Below are 22,422 nucleotides of genomic sequence, written 5' to 3'. Positions count from 1 at the left end.
TTGGATGCCAAGCGAACCGTCATCAATCCATGCGGATATATTGTCTTTGGCCCGTTTTGGCATTGTAGTATACCTGATATTTATAACCGTCGCGAGGATCGATAAAAATTTCTTTGGTCGGGGCATAATCGGCGTTGATGCCGATCGCATCGCGAGGATTGTCGACTTGCTTGTAGCGCTTGTCAAAATAGGTTTTGCCGATAACGATGAGGATGATAAGGGCAAGCAAAGGGAGCCCGTATACGACTAACGCCGTACCTATCACGATCCACATAGGCCCGCCTACCTCTGAGCCGGTCTCAGCTTGACGACCGTTCCATATGCTACGATTTCGCTCATATTCTGTGCGACGTCGCCGCTGTCGAAGCGCATCATCGTGATAGCGTCGCCGCCCATCGCGTGCGCGTTCTCGATCATCCGATCCATCGCCTGGCGCCGGGCGTCCTCGATCATCTGCGTGTATTGCTTGACTTCGCCGCCGACCAGCCCTTTCAAGGAAGCCATAATGTCTCCCCCGATGCCGCGGGCGCGCACGACGACGCCAAAAGCAGTGCCAACCACGTCGGTGATCTCATAGTTGGGGATATTCTCGGTTGTTGCTACAATCATTCTTACCATCTCCTTCGTGAGGCAAATGTATGCATCCACCCTATCTATACCTAATACGCCGTAACTTGAATTACGTTTCAAGGCGGCGATTGGCACAAGTCCACTCTAATTCATAGTATACTCAAAATGAATAGCGGATTGCTGCAGATTTTATTGGATTGAAGGGCTATATTGGTTATTATGGATATTAGATGACAACAATGTGGCTGGCAGGATGACGATGACAATGAGGAGAGAAGGATATGAAAGTCAGTATTTTTGATGTGGCCAAAAAAGCTGGCTTGTCTGTCGTAACGGTATCCCGTGTCTTGAACAATGCCCAAACTGTTCGAGAAAAGAATCGCCAAAAGGTTCTGCAGGCGATGAAGGAACTGGACTATCACCCGAATGCGGCGGCACGAAGCTTGGCGAAAGGCAAAACCGGAGTCATCGGCATGATTGTCACGACGCTGCAGGATTCGTTCCTGGACAGCATCGTGCAGACGGTGTCTTCCCTGTTGAAGGATCACGGATATTATCTTGCTTTGTCAGTCGCGAATTATCCCCAGGAAGAAGGCGTTGGAAGGGATTTTATCGAGGAGGATCGGGTGGACGGACTGCTTCTCCTGTCGCCGATTCATGAATTGTCTTACTTGACGGAGCTGCGGAACCGGAATATTCCGTTCGTGCTTATCGATCATCAGACCGTTCAGCCGGATGTACATGGCGTTACCGTCGACAATTATACGGGAGGCTATGAAGCGACCCGCCATCTCGTTGAACTGGGGCACCGCTCCATCGCCCATATTCAGGGTCCGGGCTTCTTCCTTAGCTCGATCGAGCGGGAGCGCGGCTTCAGGCAGGCGTTGGATGAAGCGGGCTTAGAGCCGTTCGCGGTGGAGCCGGGCGAGTTCTCGATTGAATCCGGATATCAGGCGGTTCGCCAATGGCTCGACCAAGGACAGCTTCCGACCGCGCTGTTCGCGGCGGACGATTTCACGGCGCTGGGCGCCATCAATGCGTTGACCGAAGCGGGCCTGCGGGTGCCGGAGCATATGTCGATCGTCGGCTATGACGATCAGGTGCTTGCCTCCGAGCTGCGGCCGCGCTTGACGACGATGCGGCAGCCGGCCGAGCAGATCGGGAAGGCGGCGGTGGACATGCTCGTCAAGCAGATGAACGGCGTCTCGCTCACGAACCGGACCGTCCGTCTCAATTCGGAGATTATCGTCCGGGAATCAACGGCAGCGCCGCAATCGCAATGAGAACAGTCAGGGCCATCGTCTCATCGTCTGCAGGAAGGCGGCATGAGTTCCCGTGCGGGATCTCATGCTTTTTTGCTGGAAAGCACAACCGGGAAAAGGGCGGCAGTAAGGAACGGGATAATCATCGTCCGGCTGCAAGGGTCTGGGCGGCAGATTGAGCGGGGAGGATGCACGAATGAGCGACAAGATGATTAAGCGGTTGATCTTATGGATTCCGACATTGACGATTGGGCTATGGGAATATGTCAGACATTCCTTTTTGCTTCCTTATTTGTCGATGGACATGGGCAATATATTGGCACCGATCATCGTGTTCATCGTCTCGGCGACGCTGCTGACCCGGCTGTTCAAGAAGCTGGACGAAACGCAGGCGACGCTCCGGCGGGAGCAGCGGATGACGGCGGCGCTAGAGGAGCGGGAAAGGCTGGCGCAAGAGCTGCATGACGGCATCTCGCAATCGTTGTTCATGCTGTCGGTCAAAATCGATCGCCTTGAGTCATGCCCTTCGGAGGAGAAGCAGGGTCAATTGGATAAGCTCCGCCAGACGGTGCGGCATGTGTATGACGATGTGCGGCAAGCGATTGCGAACCTGCGGACCGTGCCGCAGGAGAAGGATTTTACCTGGTCCCATCCGTTCATGCAAATGATCGAGGACATTCACAAAGATACGGAGTGGGAGATGGATGTCGCATGGGCCATCCCGGAAGAATCGCTTACCATCAAGGAGAAGATTGCCTTGTTCTCCTGCGTGCGGGAAGCATTGACCAATGTGAGGAAGCATGCCGACGCGAAGCATGTGCGGGTTATCGGCCGGCTGAATGGGGACGGCTTCGAATGCGAGGTGCGGGATGACGGAGCGGGGTTCGAGGGCGATCCGAGCGCCGCTGCCGGGAAATACGGATTGAAAATGCTGCGGGATCGGGCCAGGACGCTGGGCTGGAAATTCGAGATGAGGCGGGAGGCCGGACAGACGATTATGCGCGTCTCGAAGCGGGGAGTAGCCGAGCGGGTGGCCGAGGCGAGATAGGCGTGACACGAGAGGAGAGGGGTACGATGAGTATGGCTGGACAACCGGTATTTCGCGTGTTGATCGCGGACGATCATGCGCATGCGCGAGAGGGGATGCGGGATATTTTGGCGATCGATTCCTCCTTCGTCATCGTGGGCGAAGCGGTGAATGGCGAAGAAGCGATCGCGATGACCGAGACGGTCATGCCGGATATGATCCTAATGGATATCTCGATGCCGGTGATGGACGGGTTGGAAGCGACGAAGCATATTAAAGAGCGGTTCCCTTATGTCAAGATCGTCATGGTGACCGTATCCGACGATATTACTCATTTGTTCGAGGCGCTGAAAAAAGGGGCCCAAGGCTATCTTCTGAAAAACTTGCAGCCATCGGCATGGCATGAGTATTTGCGGGCAATCGCCATCGACGAGGCACCCATGTCGAAGGAGCTGGCATTCCGCATTTTGCAGGAATTCTCCACCAAGAACAGCAAGGCGCCGGCGCATTCCCCGTTGACGATGCGGGAGCGCGAAATATTGGAGCGGGTTGCCCGGGGCGAGTCGAACAAGGAGATTGCCGCGCAATTTTCTTTATCCGAGCATACGGTCAAAAATCACCTGAAAAATATTTTGCAGAAGCTTCATTTGGAAAATCGCGTGCAGCTGACGCGTTACGCATTGGAGAACGGCCTCGTCGACTCGTAAAGGAGCGATGGGCCGTTTTTTCTAGCGGTCGTGAACAATTGGATGGTGGTTGATTTTACCGGTTCATTTTTTCGTAAATGGCTTGCATGAAACTCAACGATATGGTATATTAATTCTTGTCAAAATTACTTTGCTTCGGGACGTAGCTCAGCTTGGTAGAGCACCTGGTTTGGGACCAGGGGGTCGCATGTTCAAATCGTGTCGTCCCGACCATCTGTTGTTGATTGGACACACTCGGTCAGTTTTTGTGGGATCAGGGTGTGTTTTTTGGCCTCTCGCGGGTGTAGTTCAATGGTAGAACGCTGGCTTCCCAAGCCAGCAGCGTGGGTTCGATTCCCATCACCCGCTCCAATTTTTTCTTCATAACCTTTTACTACTTTAGCCTTGGTCGTTCCGACCGGGGCCTTTTTTGGTTTTTGGGGAAATGTTACATATGATAGCCCATCCTTTGCCTTGCTTTACGGCATTCTCCCATCCGCTCAGACTCTCGCAGAGGGCGCTTCCTGGATGATTACCCGCCTTGCCTTTGGCGGCCATCGTCGCGGTATGTATTTCATAGGCAGAGTTCTCCCTTGTTACAAAAACAACCGCTCCCCGGTGCCCACCGGGAAACGGTTGTTGCGCCATACTGCCTTAGGGATGCCAGAGATGCCGGGACGGTGTATCCGGTTCCTCTGCTTCTTACAATGCTTGCTTGCCTGCACGCTCGCGCCAATAGTTCAGCAAATCCTCCAGCGTCCGTTCCAACGGGATCTCGGGCTTCCAGCCTGTCTGCCGGGAAAATTTGCTGTTATCACCCAGCAAAATCTCGACATCCGACGGCCGCATCCGGCTCGGATCCGGCACGATATCGATGTTGACGTTGCTGAAGGAGAGCAGCATGCTCAGCATGTCGCGAATCGTGACGCAGGAGCCGGAGGCGATGTTGTAGCATTCGCCGGGCTCGCCTTTTTCCAGAGCAAGCCAATAGGCCCGCACCACATCCCGCACATCCGTAAAGTCCCGCTTCGCGTTCAGGTTGCCGACATGAACGACCGGCGGCCGAATACCCTTCTCGATCTCGGCAATCTGCTTGGCGAAGTTGGACGTCACGAACTGCTCGCCCCGGCGAGGGCCCGTATGATTGAAGGTACGGGTGCGGAGCACATGCAGACCATAGCTTTTGAAGTATTGGTATCCTAGATAATCTTGTGCTGCCTTGCTCACAGCGTACGGACTGAGCGGCCGAAGCGGATTGTCCTCGGTAATCGGCGTCTCGTGAGGCTCGACATGGCCGTATTCTTCGCTGGAGCAGGCGAGCTGGATCTTGCAGTCCAGATCATGACGGCGGACCGCCTCGAAAATATTAAGCTGCCCCGCCACATTGTTCGTAATCGTATCGACGGGAGAATTCCAGGAGGTCGGGACGAAGCTCTGCGCCGCCAGATGGAAAATCAAATCCGGCTTCTCCTGCGTCAGCAGCGTCTCGACGGAGAACGGATCGCGCAGCTCGCACTCGGCCAGATGAATCTTCGATTCGATATGGCGGATATGCTCCATCCGGCTCCGGTTGCGAATCGTTCCGACTACCTCGACGCCCCGATCCAGCAAATATTCCGCCATGTGGCTTCCGACAAACCCGGAGACACCGGTAACGAGCGCCTTCATGTAAGGGAATCACCTCTCTCATATAGTTGCGGCATGGGGCCGGAGAATGCGGACTCCGCGCACCCGGCACAGACCTAATCATCAGATGCCACATCTTATGGGATTCACCTATAAAAGGCCACGGCATTCGTCCCGGTTTCTGACTTTATTGCCTATGGGACGGCATTACGCTCCCGTTCAATATCATGCGAATTTCCGTAAGGAAGGAACTTGGCGACATCAGGCGGAATGCCATGCCGCATGCAGTAGTTCTCCTTCGTGTCGCCGGGGAGCGCCTCGGTGCTGTCCAGGAGCAGCCGGAGCGCGAACTCATTCGCCTGCCGCTCGAACTTGCCGACGGAGAACAGCGTGTTCCGCTCGATGAAGAAGTGGCCGGTTCCCGTATGCAGCCGGTCATGCGCCAGCTCATGCGCGCAGACGAAGCGCTGCCACTCGAACGGCAGATCGGTATTGATCACGATATAGCGGCGGCGCAGCTTGCGGTAATAGAAGCCGCGCGTCGAATTGCCGAGCCGCGCCTGCTTAACGATAATGTTCAGCCGCTGCGCCAATTGAAAAGGACAGTTCGTTTTGTATTTCCGAATCAGCTTGCTTACGATGTTCTCAACATCCATGCCATGCACCCCGCGGTTTCAAGGTTCGAATGTTCATTCTGTTCGCTTCGGCTTCCGTTTGTTCCTCTTCTTCGCATCCCAGAACAGGGCTTCCAGCACTTGAATGACCCGTTCGCGGTCATCTTCGTCCATCGGCACGCCGTCGAACATTACTTCCGGATCTTCCTCCAGCATTTTGCGGAAATCACGCTTGTCCTTGGCGGTGGCCCATTCCGGAATCGTGCCCGCCGCATGCAGCGCGAGCGGGTTGTCCGTCCGCCCGAGCAGATAGTCGGCAGAGGTGTGCAGCATATCGGCCAGACGACCGATAATATCGCTCGGCGGCGTCGTTCGTCCCGCTTCATAGTTGGCCACATTCGCCCGCTTCATATCCAGCGCATGCGCGACGTCATCCTGGGAGAGGCCATGCTTCAAGCGGAGCTGCTTGATGCGTGAACCCATCACTTCTCTATTCTTGCCAGTCATCGTTATCACCCTCGTCCTTTAATATATGAGCATCAATTCATGATTGACGCTCAATTCGGCGGTATGGTATGCTTGCAGTATAACATTACGAACATTTGTTCTCAATAGCTTTGATGTACGTTGCTAGAAATAAATTTCTTACAGTATAAATCGTTATTGTAAATAACGGAAGAGTTACAATGTCTTATTTGTGCATTTGTGCAGGCAGCATGACCTATCATTATTTTCTGAATGTTGTTTTTAATAACTTTATATTTTTATTTTATATTATAAATAACGTATTGGGGAGTGGTTCACGATGTTGGCAACCATTAATCGGACAGAGACGCGCAAGCAGGTGGAATCGGTGTTGGCTGTGGCGAAGCTGTACCGCAAAGCCGGAGCGGTTCGGCGAGAGATGCGGACGACGCTGGCTTATATTCCCCGTTATCATGGGGCGACGCACAAGGTCGGGAAGCCGGTCGAGGAGACCGCGGTCCACAATGTCGAGAGGGAGCAATATATGAAGACCGTTCATGACAATGTGACTAAGGCGATTGCGCATCTCGGCGAGGCGGAGCGGGGCGTGATCGAGCGTTGTTATCTTAGCCCGCAGAACAGCACGCCGGATTATTTGCTCTGCCATGAGATGAATGTTAGCGAGCGCACCTTCCGCCGCATCAAGGCGCGCGGCGTCATGGAGCTGGCCTTCCTGCTCGGGCTGGAAGTGTACGCGGAGTAGCGCTGATATGCGCCGGAGAGGATCCGCGCGGCACAGGCTGTTCCGCCGCTGGCCTGCCCTATGTCCGCTCGTTGGCCGGATGCTGGCACGCGGAAGGTCGGCATCGGGTGATAAGATGATAGTGTGAAGTGGTGTGCCCGCTGGACCTGCTGTCAAGGCGGGCGACGGGCAGACCGTTAGGAGAGACCATTCGGATGATGATGCCGGGTGGTCTTTTATTATGGGGCCGCTTCACGGGAACGTACGCCGGATTGCAGGGGGGAGAAGAAATGCACAATGCCGAGATGAGCCATGAGTACCCGGATCATACGCTGCGCTTCCGGGTGCAGTATGCGCTTGTGCTGCTGCGAGAGCGGGATCCGGGCAGCAAGATGGAAGCAATGGCGCAGGTGGAGCGGATTCGGGATGGATAAGTATCTGGAGGGGGCTTCGTTGCGCAGTGTTATCCGCCAGCGGTTGCTCGATCGGATTCCGGCCGTCAACGGCAAGATTTTGGACGCAGGCACTGCGGAGGCGGGCGAAGCGAAGCCCTACCTTGTTCTCACCATAGGCTCCGAGACGGTAGAGAACGACTGGGCAGGCTCCAGCTGCAAGATCGAAGTGGCGCCGTATGCGCCGCCTGCGGAGCTACCGCATGTGGACAGCCTGGCCGCCGCCGTCATCTCCGCGCTGGATCGTCAACGATTGACGGACGCCATCAGCGGCAAGTCCATCCTCTTCCGGTACATAGGCACAGGCTCGGACACGGTGGATGAGAAGCTCAAGGCGGTTGCCCGAAGTGTCCAGTTTGAAGTGTTTTCCCTGGGGTGGATGTCACATACGCCGCTGGATCCGGATCCGGTGGCGGCGATGGCTGCATGGACTCGCGCGCGCTTCCCGGAGATTGAGACCGATCCCGTAGCCTGGAATCCATCGGAGGATACTCCCGCCTTATATTGGCGTGTGGCCGCGATCCGCAGCATCCAGACGGTGAGCCAGGGTGCTTGGATCGAAGCGACGCTGCGCGGGCATATGCTGGTTCCGCATGCGGAAGCGCGCAGCCGCTGGCTGGATCTGACGGTGCGGCAATTGGCGCTCGACGGGCAGGTGCGCATGCTGGATCAATCCCCGATGCTGATCCAGAGCGTATCGGCTGACGGAACCCAGGACGCTTGCCGCAGCGGACAGATCTCGCTTGATGTCCGGTTCGGCATCCTGCAGACGGCGGCGTCATCGCCGCTGCTCGACCATATTCATATCGGAGGTGCGTAACATGGCGGAAGCCAAACAGTCCAAACCAAGAAAGCGGCAGCCGGAAGCCTCTTATACGAAGGCGGAAATTATGGCTGCCTCCGCTCAATTCGGTGTCTCGGCCGATGCGATGGCGGGAGCCTTGCGCCGGGTCCCTACCGACAGCTTGACCCGAGCGGAAGCGGAAAAGGCAGTTCAACAATTTCAGAAAAGGCAGGTGTAGCCCATGTCAGGGGCAACGTTTATTTTAGGGGAACAGAAGATTCGGCCAGACGTCTATGTCCGTTGGCATAATGCCGGCGGCGCCCGTGTCGTCACAGGAACCGTCGGCGTGGCTGCGGCCGTGATCCAATCCAACTGGGGACCGCTTGCGCAAGTCGTAACGGTAGAAGCACCCGGCGAATTGGCCGGGAAGCTTGGCGACGGCCAGGGCTCGGATTGCATCCGGGAAATTTTTGCGGGCGGAGCCAGCACGGTGTTGGCTGTTCGCGCCGGCACGGGGGGAACCCAGGCCACGCTTGAATTGAACGACAACGCGGATCCGGCGGCCAAAGTGGTCCGGCTGCTCACCAAGTATCCAACCACGCGGCAGATGACGGTCACGATCCGCGACTCCCTGGAGGATGTGACCATGCGGGAGTTCGTGCTGCATGAAAATACACGCCAGCTGGAACGGCTGCTGTTCGCCAAAGGAAGCGAGCCGGAGCATCTTGTCGCGGCCATCAATGAACAGAGCCAGTACTTGACGGCGGCAAAAATAGCGGACGGATCCGGGGAACTCGATGCGCTGCTGGATGCCCCGCTTACGGGCGGTGCAGACCCAATCGTTACCGGTGCAGACTATGCGAATGCGTTTGAACGTCTCGAACGCCAATTTTTCGATACCGTAATTGTAGATTCGGAGGACGCCTCCGTTCATGCCTCTCTCCATTCCTTCGTGAAGCGAATGCTTGCCGAAGGCGGCGGGCGAATCATCGGCGTGGTCGGCGAACCGACCAGCGTTCCGTTTGCGACGCGCAAGACGAATGCCATAGCCTTCAATGATTTTGCCATCGTCTATGTCGGCAACGGATTTCGGACCGCCAACGGTCCCGTGGAAGGCGCAAGAGCGGCTGCCCGGGTTGCCGGCGTCATTGCTTCGAGCGCGTACAATGCCAGCTTGACGCATGTTCCTATGACCGGTTCCATCGATCTGGTCGGGGAACTGACGAATGCGCAGTACAAAGAAGCGATTCAATCCGGGATGCTTACCTTCTCGCTCAACCCGGACGGCATGGCGCAAATTGATTATGGCATCAACACGAAAGTAACGCTTCTGGCTGATGAAGACGAAGGCTGGAAAAAAATTCGCCGCACCCGCACGCGCTATGAGCTTATCGATCGGATCGTGTACACGCTGCATCCATACCTCGGCAAATGGAATAACAACGCGGATGGGCGCGCCTTTGTCGTGACGATTGCGAACGGCATCATCCAGACGATGATCCGCGAGGGCGGTCTGGAAAGCGGTCAACTGATCGTGGACCCTAATTACCCGCCGCAAGGCGATGCGGCTTGGTTCCGCTTCTCGGATCTGGTCGACCTGGACAGCATCGAAAAAATATACCTGGATTTCGGCTTCCAATTCTCGCCGCAATCTGCGTAACCGTAAGGAGGAACAACAATGGCACAAGACGCACGTTATATTTTCCGCGACTGCGTTCCTGATGGAAGCATCGACATCGCCAATGTGCAGGTAGGCGAGATTATTAACCGCTCATGGAGCTTCCGGGTCAACAGCCCGCCCGACATTCAGCAGATGCTGGATCGCGGCGCCTTCGATTTCCGGAATGTGTCCAGAGGATACAATGGGGAGCTATACGACGGCGAGGGCACCTTCCTTGCCGAAGTGAACACTTGGCAGGCCCAGCTCAACGTGACGAACAGCGATTACCAGCCGGCAGGCCAAAAGCATACCTGGGCATTAATGCAGAGCTATAGCATGACGCTGACCTTTACCGAGACGGTGGTCCGCGATGCGGTACTGTTCAAGCGCCTGGTCGACAGCTTGCGCTCGCAAGCGCCGGATGCCGTATTTAATTTCACCGGCATCATCCGTGCAAGCCGCTAATCTCGAGAGAGCAACAACTTAATGGAGGATAGATATTCATGAAAAAAGACAATGAACCGATCCAGTCCGAAACGCTTTTGGCCAACGAAACGGATATCCTGCGCGGTCTTCTGGATGCGGCGGCGAGCACGGAAGGAGAACGGCAAGTCATCGAGATCGCCCGCAAAGGAAAGGTGTTCTTCCGCTTCGGCATTCGTCCGTTGGCGGAGGCGGAATATAACGCGTGCCGGGACAAGGCGACCAAGTATAAGAAAAACCGCCGCCTGGGCGGCATCAAAATGCCGGACGACACCGATACGGCGAGATACCGCTCGTATCTGATCTATGAGGCGACGGTGTCCGAAGATCAGCAAAAAGTATGGAACAACAAGGCGGCCTGGGATCAGCTCAATGTCATCAGCGGCGTACAGCTCATTGACAAGGTTCTGCTCCCTGGAGAAAAGGATGCGATCATCGAGCAGATCGACCGTCTGTCGGGCTATGATCTGGATGATGACGAGAGCAGCGAGGCGGAGGAAGTCATAAAAAACTGATAGAAGCAGGAGGGGTTGCCACCCTCCTGCATCATATTTTCCAGCGCCAGGGGAAATTCCCTAGCGAGGTGATGAAGCTGCCCGAAGGAGAGCGGCTTTTTTGTCTTGTCAGCACCAAGCTGGCGCTGGAATCCGAGATAGAGGAACGGAAGCGAGCTGCATCGCTGGGAAGAGGGTGATTGCGGGTGGCGAAAGAAGCCTATCGCATAGATATATCCGTGGCCGTCGACGATCGTTCCGAACCTGCTCTGTCGAAAATAGAAGGTAAAGTGAGCAAGCTGGACAAAAGCGTAGAACGCACGCGCAAGCAGCTCGAACGGATGAACCGGACCCGGTGGCAGATGGCGGTCCATGCAGCGGATCGGGCATCTGACACGCTGGTCGCGATTAATGCTCGAGTGCAGTCCATATCAGGGAAAACGTTCCGATTTACAGTTCGCATCCTTGATTACGCTACCCGGCCATTGCGTATGCTTGGCCGGCTGGTCAGCGGCGGCATAGCATTACTCGGCCCGGCGCTTGGAGCCGCTGCGTCCGGGCTGGCGGGTCTGTTCCGGACCGCTGCGAAGTTCGAGCAGAGCATGGCCAACGTCCGGATGGCCACCAATGCCAATGCGCAAGACTTTGCTGCGCTCAATCAGCGTGCCCGTGAGTTGGGCACATCGATGCCTTTTACGGCCACTCAGGTTGCGGATGCCATGGGCGCTCTCGCTGGAGCCGGTTTCACTGCCAAGCAAGTGCTCGCCGGGATTAGCCCGACCTTGCTGCTTGCCTCTGCCGGGCAAATGGATCTGGCCGAAGCGGCGAACCTGGCATCGGGCGTGCTGCTCGGCATGCGCATGCCCGCGGCGCAGCTTGAACGGGTCGTAGATGTCATGGCCAAAACGGCCGCGACGGCGAACACGAGCATCTCGCAGTTGGGCAGCGCGTTCTCCCTTGCGGCTCCGGCCGCGGCAGACGCGAACATCGCTATCGAGCAGATGGCTGCCGCTATCGGGGTGCTGTCCAGTCATGGCATTCAGGGCGAACGCGCAGGCCAGGCCATGAGCCTCATGCTTTCGCAGCTTAACGACGCATCGAGTCCTGCGGCGAAGAAGCTGAAGGAGATGGGGCTGAACCTGTGGGACGCGCAGCGCGCGTTCAAGGGATTGACTCCATTCATGGCGGAAGTCGAACGCAAGGGACTGCGGCTTGCCGATGTGGCCAGTGCGTTCGGCACGGAAACAGCCGATGCCGCTTCCATCTTGCTGAACATGGGATCGGAAAGCTTCGCGGCCTATGCTAAGCAGCTGGAGCAGGCGCAAGGCGCCGCCAAGAAGATGTCCAAAATTCAGGAGGACACCCTGCTCGGTTCCATCCGGCGGCTGTCCGGCGCATGGGAAGGCATCGCGATCTCGATTGGAATGCAAGCCGTGCCGGCCTTGAGAGCCTGGATCGACCGGATTGCCGAAGCGTTTACGCAAAGCAATGGGCTGGCGGACATGATCGGCGGGAAAATCAACCATGTCTTTACGAAGCTGCTCGACATTATGGATTCGGATGCCTGGAACAACGCCGGCGTGTTCGGGAAAATCCGGTTGCTATGGGATGAAATTGTGGTCGCTCCCTTCAACGAATGGTGGGGCGGAGGCGGACGCGAACGGGTGATCGAAGCCGCGCACAAGATCGGGGCGGCCCTGGGCGGAGCGCTTGGCGGCTACCTTATGGGGGCGCTTGGTATGGCTTCCAAAGAGGCGGATGTAGATGCTTCGCCATTCGTTCAAGCCGGTTCCACAGCCGGACGGGCCTTCCTCGAGGCCTTCCTGGAAGCATTCGATGCGGGGAAAATCGTGGGCAAGGCTCTCGAGGCGTTCAAAAATGTGCAGCCAACCTGGCTCGGCGGCGATACAAGCAGTCCGCTGGGTCAGACGCTGGCGCTGATGATGGATGCTTGGATCCTATCCAAGACCGTCCAGTTCCTAGGTAAGGGGAAAAAGTTCTATAAAAATGCGAGAAAGTGGATTGGAGGCGGATCGTCCGCCACCATGGCCGAGACGACAGCAACCGCCGCTACGCGAACCGCCCGCGCCGGCACCGCCAAGCGTTCGCCATGGTATCGCCGCTGGCTTGGCGGCACCACGGCAGCGGACGCGATGCCGGGCCCGGCGGCACAGCTCCCGCCGGATTACCGTCCCGCCGGGAAGCGGTACTGGCGCAGCATCCCGCTGGATCGCACATATCGCAGGGACGAAGTCGTGCGCATGGCCAACGCCGGACAGCTCGGGCGGTATAACGAGCTGGAGAGGGCGTTTGGCGGCCAGCCGGGTCCGGCGGCGCAATTCCCGCGGAATTATCGTCCCGCCGGGAAGCGATACTGGCGCAGCATTCCGCTGGATCGCACCTATAGCCGGGACGACGTCGTGCGTATGGCCAACGCCGGGCAGCTTGGCCGGTATGACGAAGTGGGTAAAGCGTCTCGCTTCTCGCTTCCAACTCCGAAGACAAGCTGGATGCCCAAATGGTTCCAAGGTGGGAATGGCAAGGGTTTGGGCTTCCTAGCCCGAACTGGGGGTAGAGTGAAGCTTCCTTTTTCATTTCTTTTGGATGCGGTCAATATCGCTGCTGCCGAACCAGGAGAAGAACGAAATCAGGCTATCGGCGGAACGATCGGAGGTTGGGGCGGATTTGCCGCTGGATCTGCTGCCGGTGCTGCTATCGGTTCCGTGATTCCCGGAGTCGGAACGGTTATCGGTGGTACGGTGGGCGGTATTATCGGCTCGTTGGGCGGTAGCGCACTTGGTGAATGGATTGGGACAGAGTGGGAAAACCTCGTATCCTGGTTTGATTCATCCGTGTGGTCGCCGCTCAAGGAAGGCGCCGCTGCGGCAGGACAGTGGTTAACTGACCAATGGGGTAAAGCCAAAACTTGGATAACGAATCAATGGAACGGCATCAGCGACTGGTTCGGCTCGAACGTCTGGACGCCACTCAAAGACGCAGGCATTAACACGATCAACTTTACCGTCGGCCTGTGGGACATGGGAAGCGAAATGGTTAAGTCCATTTGGGATCCGTTTGCTTCCTGGTTTGACGAGACGGTCTGGCTACCGATCAAGGAAGGCGCAGCGATTGCAGGTCAGTGGTTGTCGGATATATGGGATGAATCCAAAGCCTGGATAACCGAACAATGGGCGGAGATATCCGGTTGGTTCGATGAAACGGTGTGGACCCCGCTTAAGGAAGGCGCGGACATTGCAGGTCAATGGTTTTCCACCCGTTGGGGCGAAACGAAAGAAGAGCTGACAAATACGTGGTCGGATGTGTCTGGCTGGTTCGGAACGAACATATGGGACCCGATCAAAACAGGGGCGGAAAATGCTTCTGGCTGGATACAGGACAGGTTCGGAGAAGCGAAAAATTGGGTGCAAAATGTGTGGTCTGATCTAACGAACTGGTTCGACCAAAACGTGGCCCAGCCCGTGTCAGACTGGGTTGGTGACGTGAGGGACCGGGGTTCGGAAATTACCGGTCTTCACACAAGCGGCCACCATGGGGTTAAAGCTTACGCCCACGGCGGATTTATAACCCGCCCCCACATCGGGCTGGTTGGCGAGGCAGGGCCGGAAATGATCGTGCCTCTCTCTCCAGGCAAGCGAGCGCGTGGGCTGTCGCTGTGGCAGCAAGCCGGCTATATGCTTGGCGTGCAGCCTTATGCCATGGGCGGCTTGGCTGGCGGACCGGAAATGAACCTTAGCGCCCCGGCGTTGACGGAAGAGGCCGGATTATCAACCGCCAGCTCTTCCAAGAGCCTGGGCGGCATCCATCTTGGCGGCGTGACGCTGAACTTCACGCTGGAAGGCAGCGGCGATAATCTGCTCGATTCGCTCCGCCGGAACGGCGAAGAAATCGCGGACTATATTGGCGGCGTGATTGCGCAGAAGATCGAAGATGCCGCGCAAAACCGTGTATAAAAGAACCGGGGAATCGGCTCATCGCCAAACCGCTTCGAGCTCAAGCCACCTTCTCGGTGCTGAGAGACGGCCTTTTTCAACACGCACTATAAGGGAGGCGCATATGGATTTCTACTTGTCGGATGGTTCAAGAAGATTGCTGTTTCCGTTGAACCCGCAGCAGGTCACGGCTGCTACGGCCGCGCGCATGGTCACGTATCAGAGCATTGCGCTGGGCGAGTTCACGATACCGCGCGGCACGGTGCCGACACGGTTCAACTGGGAGGGAATCTTCCCCGGAGAAGCGCGGAAGGACAGCGTGACCGTCAAGTCCTGGCAGTCCCCGCAAGCGATTGCGGGGCTATTGTCCGGCTGGCGCGATAAAGGCCAAAAACTGAAGCTGCTGATTACCGAGACGCCGATCAATCACGATGTGTATATCCAGACATTTGACCATACGTGGCTGGGCGGGCATGGTGACGCTCAATATTCGATTGAGCTGGTGCAAGCCAAGATGATCATGGTTCCGGAAAAAGGCCAGAAGGCGAAGTCAAGCGGAACAGCCGCGTCTGCCGGACGCGCCGCGCCGCCGCCTCCGGCAACCTACACCGTGAAGCCGGGTGATACGCTGTGGGGCATCGCCAAGCGGTTTCTTGGAAATGGCGCACGCCACGGCGACATCTACCGCATCCCTGACAATAAAAAGCAGATCGGCCCGGATCCGAATCAAATCAAGCCGGGCCAGGTTCTGCGGCTGCCTGTGTAGGAGGTGCCGCCATGATCAATATCGCTGACGTGAAATATGACCTATCTGTTCTCCTGCCTGCAGGGGAACAGATATCACTCACCACGCTGGCCAGCGGCTTAAGCTGGGAAGAACAGCCTAATGAACTGGCTGTCCGCTTGTCTTTTTCGATACGGAACCAGAAATGGAATGGCAAATGGCTGCATCAGCAGCTGCAGCTTGGCGCCCGGACGATCTTACAAGCGGATTGGGGCCAAGGATGGAAGGAAATCCATCAGGGCGTCATTTTCGACTGGGATTATATGCAGGATGGCAACGGCGTCTTGAAAATTAAATCGTATGATATGCTGATCTACCTGTTGCGGAGCAAGGACGATCGCTGGTACAAGAACGGCACGCAAGCTTCCGTCATTATCAGAGATATTGCGAAAGCCTGGAATATTCCGCTCGGCCAGATGGATCTGCCTGCGGTTGTCTTAGCCGCGCAGCCGTTCCGCAGCCAGACCTTGGCTTCGATGATGACCTCCGTCATCGATCAGGTGCGCAGCCGCGGCAAGGGCCAGTATATTATCCGCGCCAGCAACGGCCAAATGCATGTCGTCAAAGCCGGACAAAACAAGCCGATTTATCAATTCGACGCAGATGTTGTGAGCAGTGCCAGCGATCAACAGGATATCGAGAATCTGGTGACTCGCGTCAAAATCGTCAGCAAGCAAGCCGGAGAAGTGGAACATGAGGGGCCGGGACAGGGGATGAAAAAAACTCGGCTCAAAATCGATGATACCGTGGATGGTCAGACGAAATTCGGCATTTTGCAAGAGATCATCTATTCCCAGCAATATGACACGGTCGCGGCTGTGCGGGAGGCTGCGCAGGAAGTGCTGAAGGAGCGCGGCAAGCCGCGCAGGCGGCGGAGCGTTACGGCTCCTGATCTTCCTTTTCTGCGGCGGGGGGACAAGGTCTATATTGCAGCCGGCACGCTGCTTGGCTATTACATCATAGACGGGATTCAGCATGATGCAGACAACCGCAGCATGACGATGGAGGTGGTCGACCATGAGTAAAAGAGAGTGGGCCGGGCGCTTGCTGTCCGCCATGGACGGGAGGGTGTCCCGCTGCGTGGATACGTTGAACGTCATTGACCTGGGCACGATCCAGGACGACGGCAGCCTGCTGCTAGATCAGTTCGCCGTTCCGATTCCGGCGGAAGGGTATTTGTTGGCCGATTGGGATTTCACTGTCCCCGTATATTCCCGAGTGGCCCGCCTGGCTTCGCCTGTTGTCGAGACAGGGGAGGATACGGCAGAGACGACCTATTCCGCATTGACCCGGTTTGATTTTGTCACTGGGGAGGATGGAAGCCGGCTTGCCGATGTCAGTCCCCGCTTCGTAACCGGAGACCGGGTCCTGGTGCTGTGGGTGTCCGGAGAGCCTATCATTATGAGCAAGGTGGTGAGCGGCGATCATGCCTGATTTATTTCCGGCGTTCTCCATGCCGTTTCTGGTCCAGAATGAGGGCCCGAACGATGTTCAATACCCCGAGAGTCCGCTGTTCGATTTCGCAACCGGCGATTTTGTCATCGATGGAGCCGGGCGCTTCGTAATGGCCGATGGCCATACGGCGTGGGCGCAATGGTGCCAGAAGGCCGTCTTGACCGAACGCTTCGCCTGTCTCGCCTACTCGAGCGATTACGGAAGCGAGATCCGGAATGCAATTCGGCAGCCGACCCGGGCCGCCGTTCGTTCCGAACTGGAACGTACCATCACCGAGACGCTTCTTGCTGATCCTCGGACGCAGATGGTTACCGATTTTGAGTATGAATTTGAAGGCGATTCGGTCACGGTATCCTTTACGGCCGTACCGGTCATTGGACAAGAGCAACGAATGGAGGTGAGCGTATGAGGGAACTGCCTCCTTTTTTACAGGAAGATACAGAAGAGGTCATCCGAGACCGCATGCTGTCGCGGCTGCCGGTAAGCCTGGATCGTTCGGAAGGATCGTTTCCGTGGGATGTGCTGGAACCGGCGGCGATCGAATTGACCCAGGCAGCCGACTGGGCCAAGGAGGTATTGCGGCGCGCATTTGCTTCGACGACGTTCGGCCCCTATCTTGACGAACGCTGCGCGGAGCACGGTGTGACACGGCGGCCTGCCGCCACAGCCCGTTCAACGGACAAAACAATCCGCTTTACAGGCAAGCCCGGCGCGGCCGTCCCGGGCGGGTACGTGATCGCGACCGAGAGCACGGAGTCAACGCCCGCTCTGCTGTACCGGGTGATCCATGGCATTTCGCTTGCGGAGAACGGCGAAGGCTTTACCGATGTGGAGGCTCTCGATGCAGGGCGATCCGGCAACGTGCCCGCGGGAGCGATACGCCATTTGAGCGAGCCTGTGCCAGGCATTACAGCGGTGACGAATCTGACCGCGCTGGAAGGCGGAACCGATGAAGAGAGCGACGATTCGCTGCGGGAGCGTTTTCTGCTGAAGGTCCGCACTCCGACCGGCAGCGGGAACAAATCGGATTACGAGCAATGGGCGCTCTCGATTCCCGGGGTGGGCGGCTTAAAAGTTATTCCGTTATGGGCAGGTCCGGGTACGGTTAAAGTGGTACTTATCAATGAAGAGAAAACAGCCCCTGCTCCATCAGTCGTGGAAGCCGTTGAGAGTTTCATCCAAAATGTGTGCCCTATCGGTTCGATGGTAACCGTTGTTGGAGCAACCGAGGTTCCGATTCATGTTTCCGTCACCGTGACGCTCAGCAGTGAAGGCTCTTCTAACGAGGTACGAGAAATGATTCAGGACGGTGTCCGCGCATACTTAAAGACGCTGGCATTTGCCGATCCGCTTGTTCGCTATACTCGGATTGCAAATATCATTCTGGATATCCCTCCTGTTATTGACTACGGAGCCCTCAAAGTCAATGGAAATGAAGCCAATATTGAAATTGCGCAAGATGCGGTTGCGATTCTTGGGACGGTGACGATTAATGTCAGTTAATTCGTCGTTCAAAAGCAACCGGGGTCCAATTATGTTGGGCTATTTACGGAAAAAACAATATGAATTATCCCCGTTCATGCTCTCGATACTGGATACACAGGGGATTGAGTTGGATGGTCTATGGCAAACCTTCGACTCCATACTGGAGCAGTGTTATCTTGAACGTGCAACTTGGGGGCTTGACATTTGGGAAGAGGAATGGGATTTACCAACCATTTACGAGGACAGCTATGAAACCCGCCGTTCCCGAATTAAGGCCAAAATTATCGGTGGCGGCACCTTTACGGAACAAACGGCCCGCGACCTGGCGAATGCGTATAGCCAAACTAGGAACGCACTGTTCCTGCCATTGCATGAATCGTATGCTTTCAAGACGATTTATGATATTGATGACCTAACCAGTTACACCGGTCTTAAATTTGCATTCGAGGAAGCGAAACCCGCTCATTTGCTCCATATCGTAGAACTGATGATTGACTTATTCAACTCTTTTCACATAGAGGCTTCAGCCAAGGTGAAAAGTCGCATAAAGCTCGATTACGCCTCGGAGATCATCGGTGGGTCTAAATTAAAAGGCTCATACTTGTACCTTGGATTTAGCCGTTATGAAGTTGATGATGTTGACGAGCTTGTTTTTAATGGGGCCTGGAAGTTTGCTGGCGAGCAATCATTTAGCGGGATGAATCCGTTCGGGCTCGATTTTTATCTGGAAAGTGCGGATCAGTGCAGCTTGCGCCACATTCGCGCAGGTCAGGTTATTGATGAGGAAGTCTTTTGAAGGGGGCGAACATATGGCAACCGCAAGAACGAAAGTATATCGCGAGAAGCTGGCTCGTGCTGCGGCCGGAATGGATCCTATGGTGAAAATCACGCATATCGCCATCGGCACCGGCGGCGTAGATGCGTCCGGCGTTCCGAAGCCGTTGACCGGGGACGAAACCAGCCTGTTTAATGAAGTTTTTCGCAAAGAAGTAAGGACAACTATGCCCGAACCGGCTACGGTACGTTATTCTTTATCCGTCCAGGCCCAAAATGACGGTTTAGCTGGTGCGGGAATCAACGAAGTGGCCCTCTTTGATGCTGACGGGGCACTGGCCGCAATCAAGACGACGACGACCAAAAACCTGGAAGCAAATGACGAGCTTGAATTTGACTTCGATGCACTTTTTTAATAAGGAGTGAATCACCGTGAGCATTAAAGGTGACGTTTTGCCAGGGGGAATAAACCAGGAAATTCAAGGCGTGACGACGCAAACAAGGGCACATCCTGATGACTTTAACCCGAATGTCCTTAAACCGCTGCTTGATAACGATGTCACCATGAGTAAGCAGTTAGAGACGCTTCCTTCTGAAGCTCTTACCTTCCGGCCAGGTTATCAAATTGTTGAATCGGAGCATGATGCGCCGTTCAGGCTGGGGGATATTATAGGACGAACTCTCGTCAACCAGATTGGAAAAGACGGTAATTATGATTACCGAACATCACCGCTATTCACGTTTTTCGGCACGGGTGAAATCATAACAACGTCTGTCCCGACGGGAACGAAAGCTCAGAAAATCGTATGCAACCGTACAGCGGACAGTCCGGGACACTTTGGCGCCCGGTACGAACTAAACATTGACCGCTCCAAGCATTATGTAGCAGTAGCATACTTGGACAATATTTCGTGTGATAAACCCGTTTACTTTTCCCTAGCAGAATGGAAGGCTGACGGGTATTATACGATCCGGAAGTCGGGCAATCTTTCCAAAGGGAATGGGATGCAGTACCGCTATATAGATATCTCTCCATCCCACCTATCCGCAGAAGAAAGCCTCATTTTTTACTTTCGGGGCGAAGGGACGGCTGGCGCAGAATTCCGCATCGGCGTGTTTGCCTTATATGAGATCACGCAAGCTGAATACGAAGCCATCGGCAGCATGAAGTTTGCTCAGGTGGCGGAGAAATACCCTTACGTAGACAGTTTGACCAACGTGACGAATCCATACGCCATCGTAACAGGAGGCAATTTGTTGCCGTCCTTCTATCATATGGGAGCCGTAAATGGAGCAATCGTAGATATAAGGTCTGATTATGATATAGACCTGATGACTAATAGCACGATTCAATTCGTTGGTCTCGGGAATATGAAGGTAAAACATAAAACGTACCGGGTTGATTTTGACCCTATGGGGTCAGACGTAAGATGTTACTTTAATGAGCAGACCGAGTATGATGCAACACCAATACGGCAACATGAAATCGACGAATCAGGAGCAACCATCGAAATTGGCGACGATACCAAGTACATCGGCGTATTCTTTGGCAATATGTCAGCTACTGGCTCATTTAAAGTTAAGAATCCAATGCTTGTTCCCGGTACAGACCCGAAGCCCTTCTTCCCACAGCAACGCAGCAAGCTCGCCTTCGAAACAGAACTGGCCGCTCATCCAGTAGACGGCAGCAATCCCGATACGCTCTTTATGGGAGACGATGGGCTGCCTTATGTGTTGGAGAAGTGGAAGAAGGTCACGCTTGAACCAAGTAATTTTGATAATACGACCACCAACGATCAGCCTGATGGGTTTAAGCAATTCTCGATTGAGCTAAAACAAAAGAATACCACTAATCACGTTGCATTAATAAAATTTGATGGTACACAACTCACTCACGATACGATTTCAGCACCTTTGGTTAAGCCCGATTCATTTAACGTAGGAAGCGGCTCACTTGGAGGGTATGTTTGGATGACTATCGCCAACTCAGACAGCGGATGGGGAAAGGATTACGAGCCGTCGCAGGATGAGATTAAGGCATATTTCTTGGGATGGAAGATGTACGATATTTCGGGTGTTGACCCTACAGCTATAGGGACTTATAACCGTACAGACGGATTGCATAAAGGATGGACACCACTACAAAGTTTTGATGGTACTACGTATGAGGGCGGTTATACTGGTTCTGGTACGCCGAGCACATTCCCAAACACATCTAATACGACATATTATCAATTAAATCGGACTTGGCAGCCATACCGCCTCCAATACCTAAAGGCGAAGCCTACCGTAGAACCCGTCCGGAATTACGAACTAGGGGCGAAATTCTCGGCAGGATCGAACATGGTCGAGGTCGGCAGCGGTATTGTGCTAAGGGAGAAAGTGATTCCTTTTCATTCCCCAATAAACGGAAATACCGTAATAAATTCAACTTATCCTGGAGAAGAGAGCAGCAAAGTTAAACACAAAGTTAGTGAGTTTCTGGGAATATATAAAAATAGCTTGTTGGACAATGCCTCCTGGAGTTTCGAAGCAAATCATCCCTATGCTTACGGTAAGCAACGCTTATACATGTACGGAGGGGCCGAGTACGACCCAACCGCAGTCTGCCACATCACCTATACGATGCTCGACCCAACGCTTGCAGCTCCGATAAGCAGCACCGTGGCGGCGAACCTGCGCGGGACTGTATCGGACTTGGTACAGGGTGTAGGCGATGTGCAGCGGCGGTTGAGCGTGGTTGAGAATCAGAAGGCGGAGAAGGATATGAATCCTCCGCAGTGGATTACTCCAACGTTACTGAGTGGGTGGGGATCCTTAGGCCCACACTTCGAGGCTGGATATCGTAAAGAAAACGAATTGGTGAGGTTTAGGGGAAGAGTTAAAGGCGGAACAGCAACCTCGGGCACGTTGCTGTTCAAACTACCTGCAGGCTACAGGCCAAAAAGGTTTGTAAAGCAGGTAAGTTTCACGTCACAAGGGGCTCAGAATACCGCATTAATTTCGATTGGTGTACACCCAACAGGAGAGGTGTACTTGTATTATGGGGAAGGATTAAATGGTAGTCTATTCTTGGACGGAATATCTTTTCCAATTGATAGTTGAAGGA

General features: G+C 55.1%; 24 protein-coding genes and 2 tRNA genes. 21 read left to right on the top strand and 5 right to left on the bottom strand.

Annotated elements, in window-relative coordinates; translation table 11 throughout:
- Positions 1-22: 22 nt before the first annotated feature.
- Positions 23-274: an HD family phosphohydrolase gene (locus FLT43_RS09985; RefSeq protein WP_087445032.1), complete on the bottom strand. Its 252-nt coding sequence runs from the start codon at positions 272-274 to the stop codon at positions 23-25.
- An 8-nt stretch (positions 275-282) separates the two neighbouring features.
- Positions 283-609, bottom strand: coding sequence for a YbjQ family protein (locus FLT43_RS09980; protein WP_087445033.1), 327 nt, complete (start codon positions 607-609; stop codon positions 283-285).
- Between the two features lie 242 nt (positions 610-851).
- Here FLT43_RS09980 and FLT43_RS09975 point away from each other — a divergent pair, with 242 nt between their 5' ends.
- From FLT43_RS09975 to FLT43_RS09955, 5 genes are all read left to right on the top strand, one after another.
- Positions 852-1,853: a LacI family DNA-binding transcriptional regulator gene (locus FLT43_RS09975; RefSeq protein ID WP_087445034.1), complete on the top strand. Its 1,002-nt coding sequence runs from the start codon at positions 852-854 to the stop codon at positions 1,851-1,853.
- 175 nt (positions 1,854-2,028) lie between these two features.
- Positions 2,029-2,880 (top strand): sensor histidine kinase, encoded by an 852-nt coding sequence (locus FLT43_RS09970; protein ID WP_087445035.1) that lies wholly within the window; start codon positions 2,029-2,031, stop codon positions 2,878-2,880.
- A 26-nt stretch (positions 2,881-2,906) separates the two neighbouring features.
- Entirely contained in the window at positions 2,907-3,566 is a 660-nt protein-coding gene (locus FLT43_RS09965; RefSeq protein ID WP_087445036.1) for a response regulator, read from the top strand.
- 136 nt (positions 3,567-3,702) lie between these two features.
- A tRNA-Pro gene (locus tag FLT43_RS09960) sits at positions 3,703-3,779 on the top strand.
- Between the two features lie 64 nt (positions 3,780-3,843).
- Positions 3,844-3,917 (top strand) — tRNA-Gly (locus FLT43_RS09955).
- Positions 3,918-4,247: 330 nt separating this feature from the next.
- Here FLT43_RS09955 and FLT43_RS09950 read toward each other — a convergent pair.
- The 3 genes from FLT43_RS09950 to FLT43_RS09940 all read right to left on the bottom strand — a co-directional run bounded on the left by FLT43_RS09950 (position 4,248) and on the right by FLT43_RS09940 (position 6,292).
- Positions 4,248-5,213, bottom strand: a complete 966-nt coding sequence (locus FLT43_RS09950; RefSeq protein ID WP_087445037.1) for a GDP-mannose 4,6-dehydratase — start codon at positions 5,211-5,213, stop codon at positions 4,248-4,250.
- Positions 5,214-5,365: 152 nt separating this feature from the next.
- The gene (locus tag FLT43_RS09945; protein WP_087445038.1) at positions 5,366-5,827 is read right to left on the bottom strand and encodes an ImmA/IrrE family metallo-endopeptidase; all 462 of its coding nucleotides are present in this window, start codon (positions 5,825-5,827) and stop codon (positions 5,366-5,368) included.
- 33 nt (positions 5,828-5,860) lie between these two features.
- Positions 5,861-6,292: a helix-turn-helix domain-containing protein gene (locus FLT43_RS09940; protein WP_006675223.1), complete on the bottom strand. Its 432-nt coding sequence runs from the start codon at positions 6,290-6,292 to the stop codon at positions 5,861-5,863.
- A gap of 298 nt (positions 6,293-6,590) precedes the next feature.
- On the opposite strand from FLT43_RS09940, the gene FLT43_RS09935 reads away from it, so the two are divergent.
- From FLT43_RS09935 to FLT43_RS09860, 16 genes are all read left to right on the top strand, one after another.
- Entirely contained in the window at positions 6,591-7,013 is a 423-nt protein-coding gene (locus FLT43_RS09935; RefSeq protein WP_087445039.1) for an ArpU family phage packaging/lysis transcriptional regulator, read from the top strand.
- 194 nt (positions 7,014-7,207) lie between these two features.
- Positions 7,208-7,426, top strand: a complete 219-nt coding sequence (locus FLT43_RS09930; protein WP_087445040.1) for a hypothetical protein — start codon at positions 7,208-7,210, stop codon at positions 7,424-7,426.
- Complete coding sequence (locus tag FLT43_RS09925) at positions 7,419-8,264, top strand: 3'-phosphoadenosine 5'-phosphosulfate sulfotransferase (protein ID WP_174818191.1); 846 nt, start codon at positions 7,419-7,421, stop codon at positions 8,262-8,264. Before FLT43_RS09930 ends, FLT43_RS09925 begins: the two co-directional genes overlap by 8 nt.
- 1 nt (position 8,265) lies before the next feature.
- Complete coding sequence (locus tag FLT43_RS09920) at positions 8,266-8,466, top strand: YqzN/YkzM domain-containing protein (protein WP_087445041.1); 201 nt, start codon at positions 8,266-8,268, stop codon at positions 8,464-8,466.
- A gap of 3 nt (positions 8,467-8,469) precedes the next feature.
- Complete coding sequence (locus tag FLT43_RS09915) at positions 8,470-9,888, top strand: phage tail sheath subtilisin-like domain-containing protein (protein WP_087445042.1); 1,419 nt, start codon at positions 8,470-8,472, stop codon at positions 9,886-9,888.
- Between the two features lie 18 nt (positions 9,889-9,906).
- Positions 9,907-10,353, top strand: a complete 447-nt coding sequence (locus FLT43_RS09910; RefSeq protein ID WP_087445043.1) for an endoglucanase — start codon at positions 9,907-9,909, stop codon at positions 10,351-10,353.
- 38 nt (positions 10,354-10,391) lie between these two features.
- Positions 10,392-10,886 (top strand): phage tail assembly chaperone, encoded by a 495-nt coding sequence (locus tag FLT43_RS09905; RefSeq protein WP_087445044.1) that lies wholly within the window; start codon positions 10,392-10,394, stop codon positions 10,884-10,886.
- A 185-nt stretch (positions 10,887-11,071) separates the two neighbouring features.
- A complete protein-coding gene (locus FLT43_RS09900; protein WP_127510938.1) occupies positions 11,072-14,836 on the top strand; it encodes a phage tail tape measure protein in 3,765 nt (1,254 codons plus the stop codon).
- Between the two features lie 103 nt (positions 14,837-14,939).
- The gene (locus FLT43_RS09895) at positions 14,940-15,581 is read left to right on the top strand and encodes a LysM peptidoglycan-binding domain-containing protein (RefSeq protein ID WP_087445046.1); all 642 of its coding nucleotides are present in this window, start codon (positions 14,940-14,942) and stop codon (positions 15,579-15,581) included.
- 11 nt (positions 15,582-15,592) lie between these two features.
- A complete protein-coding gene (locus tag FLT43_RS09890) occupies positions 15,593-16,624 on the top strand; it encodes an XkdQ/YqbQ family protein (RefSeq protein WP_087445047.1) in 1,032 nt (343 codons plus the stop codon).
- Positions 16,617-17,033: a peptide methionine sulfoxide reductase gene (locus tag FLT43_RS09885; RefSeq protein ID WP_240927260.1), complete on the top strand. Its 417-nt coding sequence runs from the start codon at positions 16,617-16,619 to the stop codon at positions 17,031-17,033. Before FLT43_RS09890 ends, FLT43_RS09885 begins: the two co-directional genes overlap by 8 nt.
- Positions 17,026-17,463, top strand: a complete 438-nt coding sequence (locus tag FLT43_RS09880; protein ID WP_087445048.1) for a DUF2634 domain-containing protein — start codon at positions 17,026-17,028, stop codon at positions 17,461-17,463. The genes FLT43_RS09885 and FLT43_RS09880 overlap by 8 nt, the downstream gene beginning before the upstream one ends.
- Positions 17,460-18,557 (top strand): baseplate J/gp47 family protein, encoded by a 1,098-nt coding sequence (locus FLT43_RS09875; RefSeq protein ID WP_087445049.1) that lies wholly within the window; start codon positions 17,460-17,462, stop codon positions 18,555-18,557. The genes FLT43_RS09880 and FLT43_RS09875 overlap by 4 nt, the downstream gene beginning before the upstream one ends.
- 31 nt (positions 18,558-18,588) lie before the next feature.
- Positions 18,589-19,335, top strand: coding sequence for a putative phage tail protein (locus FLT43_RS09870; protein WP_164776462.1), 747 nt, complete (start codon positions 18,589-18,591; stop codon positions 19,333-19,335).
- 13 nt (positions 19,336-19,348) lie between these two features.
- Positions 19,349-19,729, top strand: a complete 381-nt coding sequence (locus tag FLT43_RS09865) for a phage tail-collar fiber domain-containing protein (RefSeq protein WP_087445051.1) — start codon at positions 19,349-19,351, stop codon at positions 19,727-19,729.
- Between the two features lie 16 nt (positions 19,730-19,745).
- Positions 19,746-22,418, top strand: a complete 2,673-nt coding sequence (locus FLT43_RS09860) for a hypothetical protein (RefSeq protein WP_087445052.1) — start codon at positions 19,746-19,748, stop codon at positions 22,416-22,418.
- The last annotated feature ends 4 nt before the right edge of the window (positions 22,419-22,422 follow it).

The organism is Paenibacillus thiaminolyticus (genome assembly GCF_007066085.1).
GTDB classification, from domain to species: Bacteria; Bacillota; Bacilli; order Paenibacillales; family Paenibacillaceae; genus Paenibacillus_B; species Paenibacillus_B thiaminolyticus.
The sequence above is the reverse complement of the archived record's forward strand: the minus strand, read 5'-3'. Positions and strand labels throughout refer to the sequence as shown.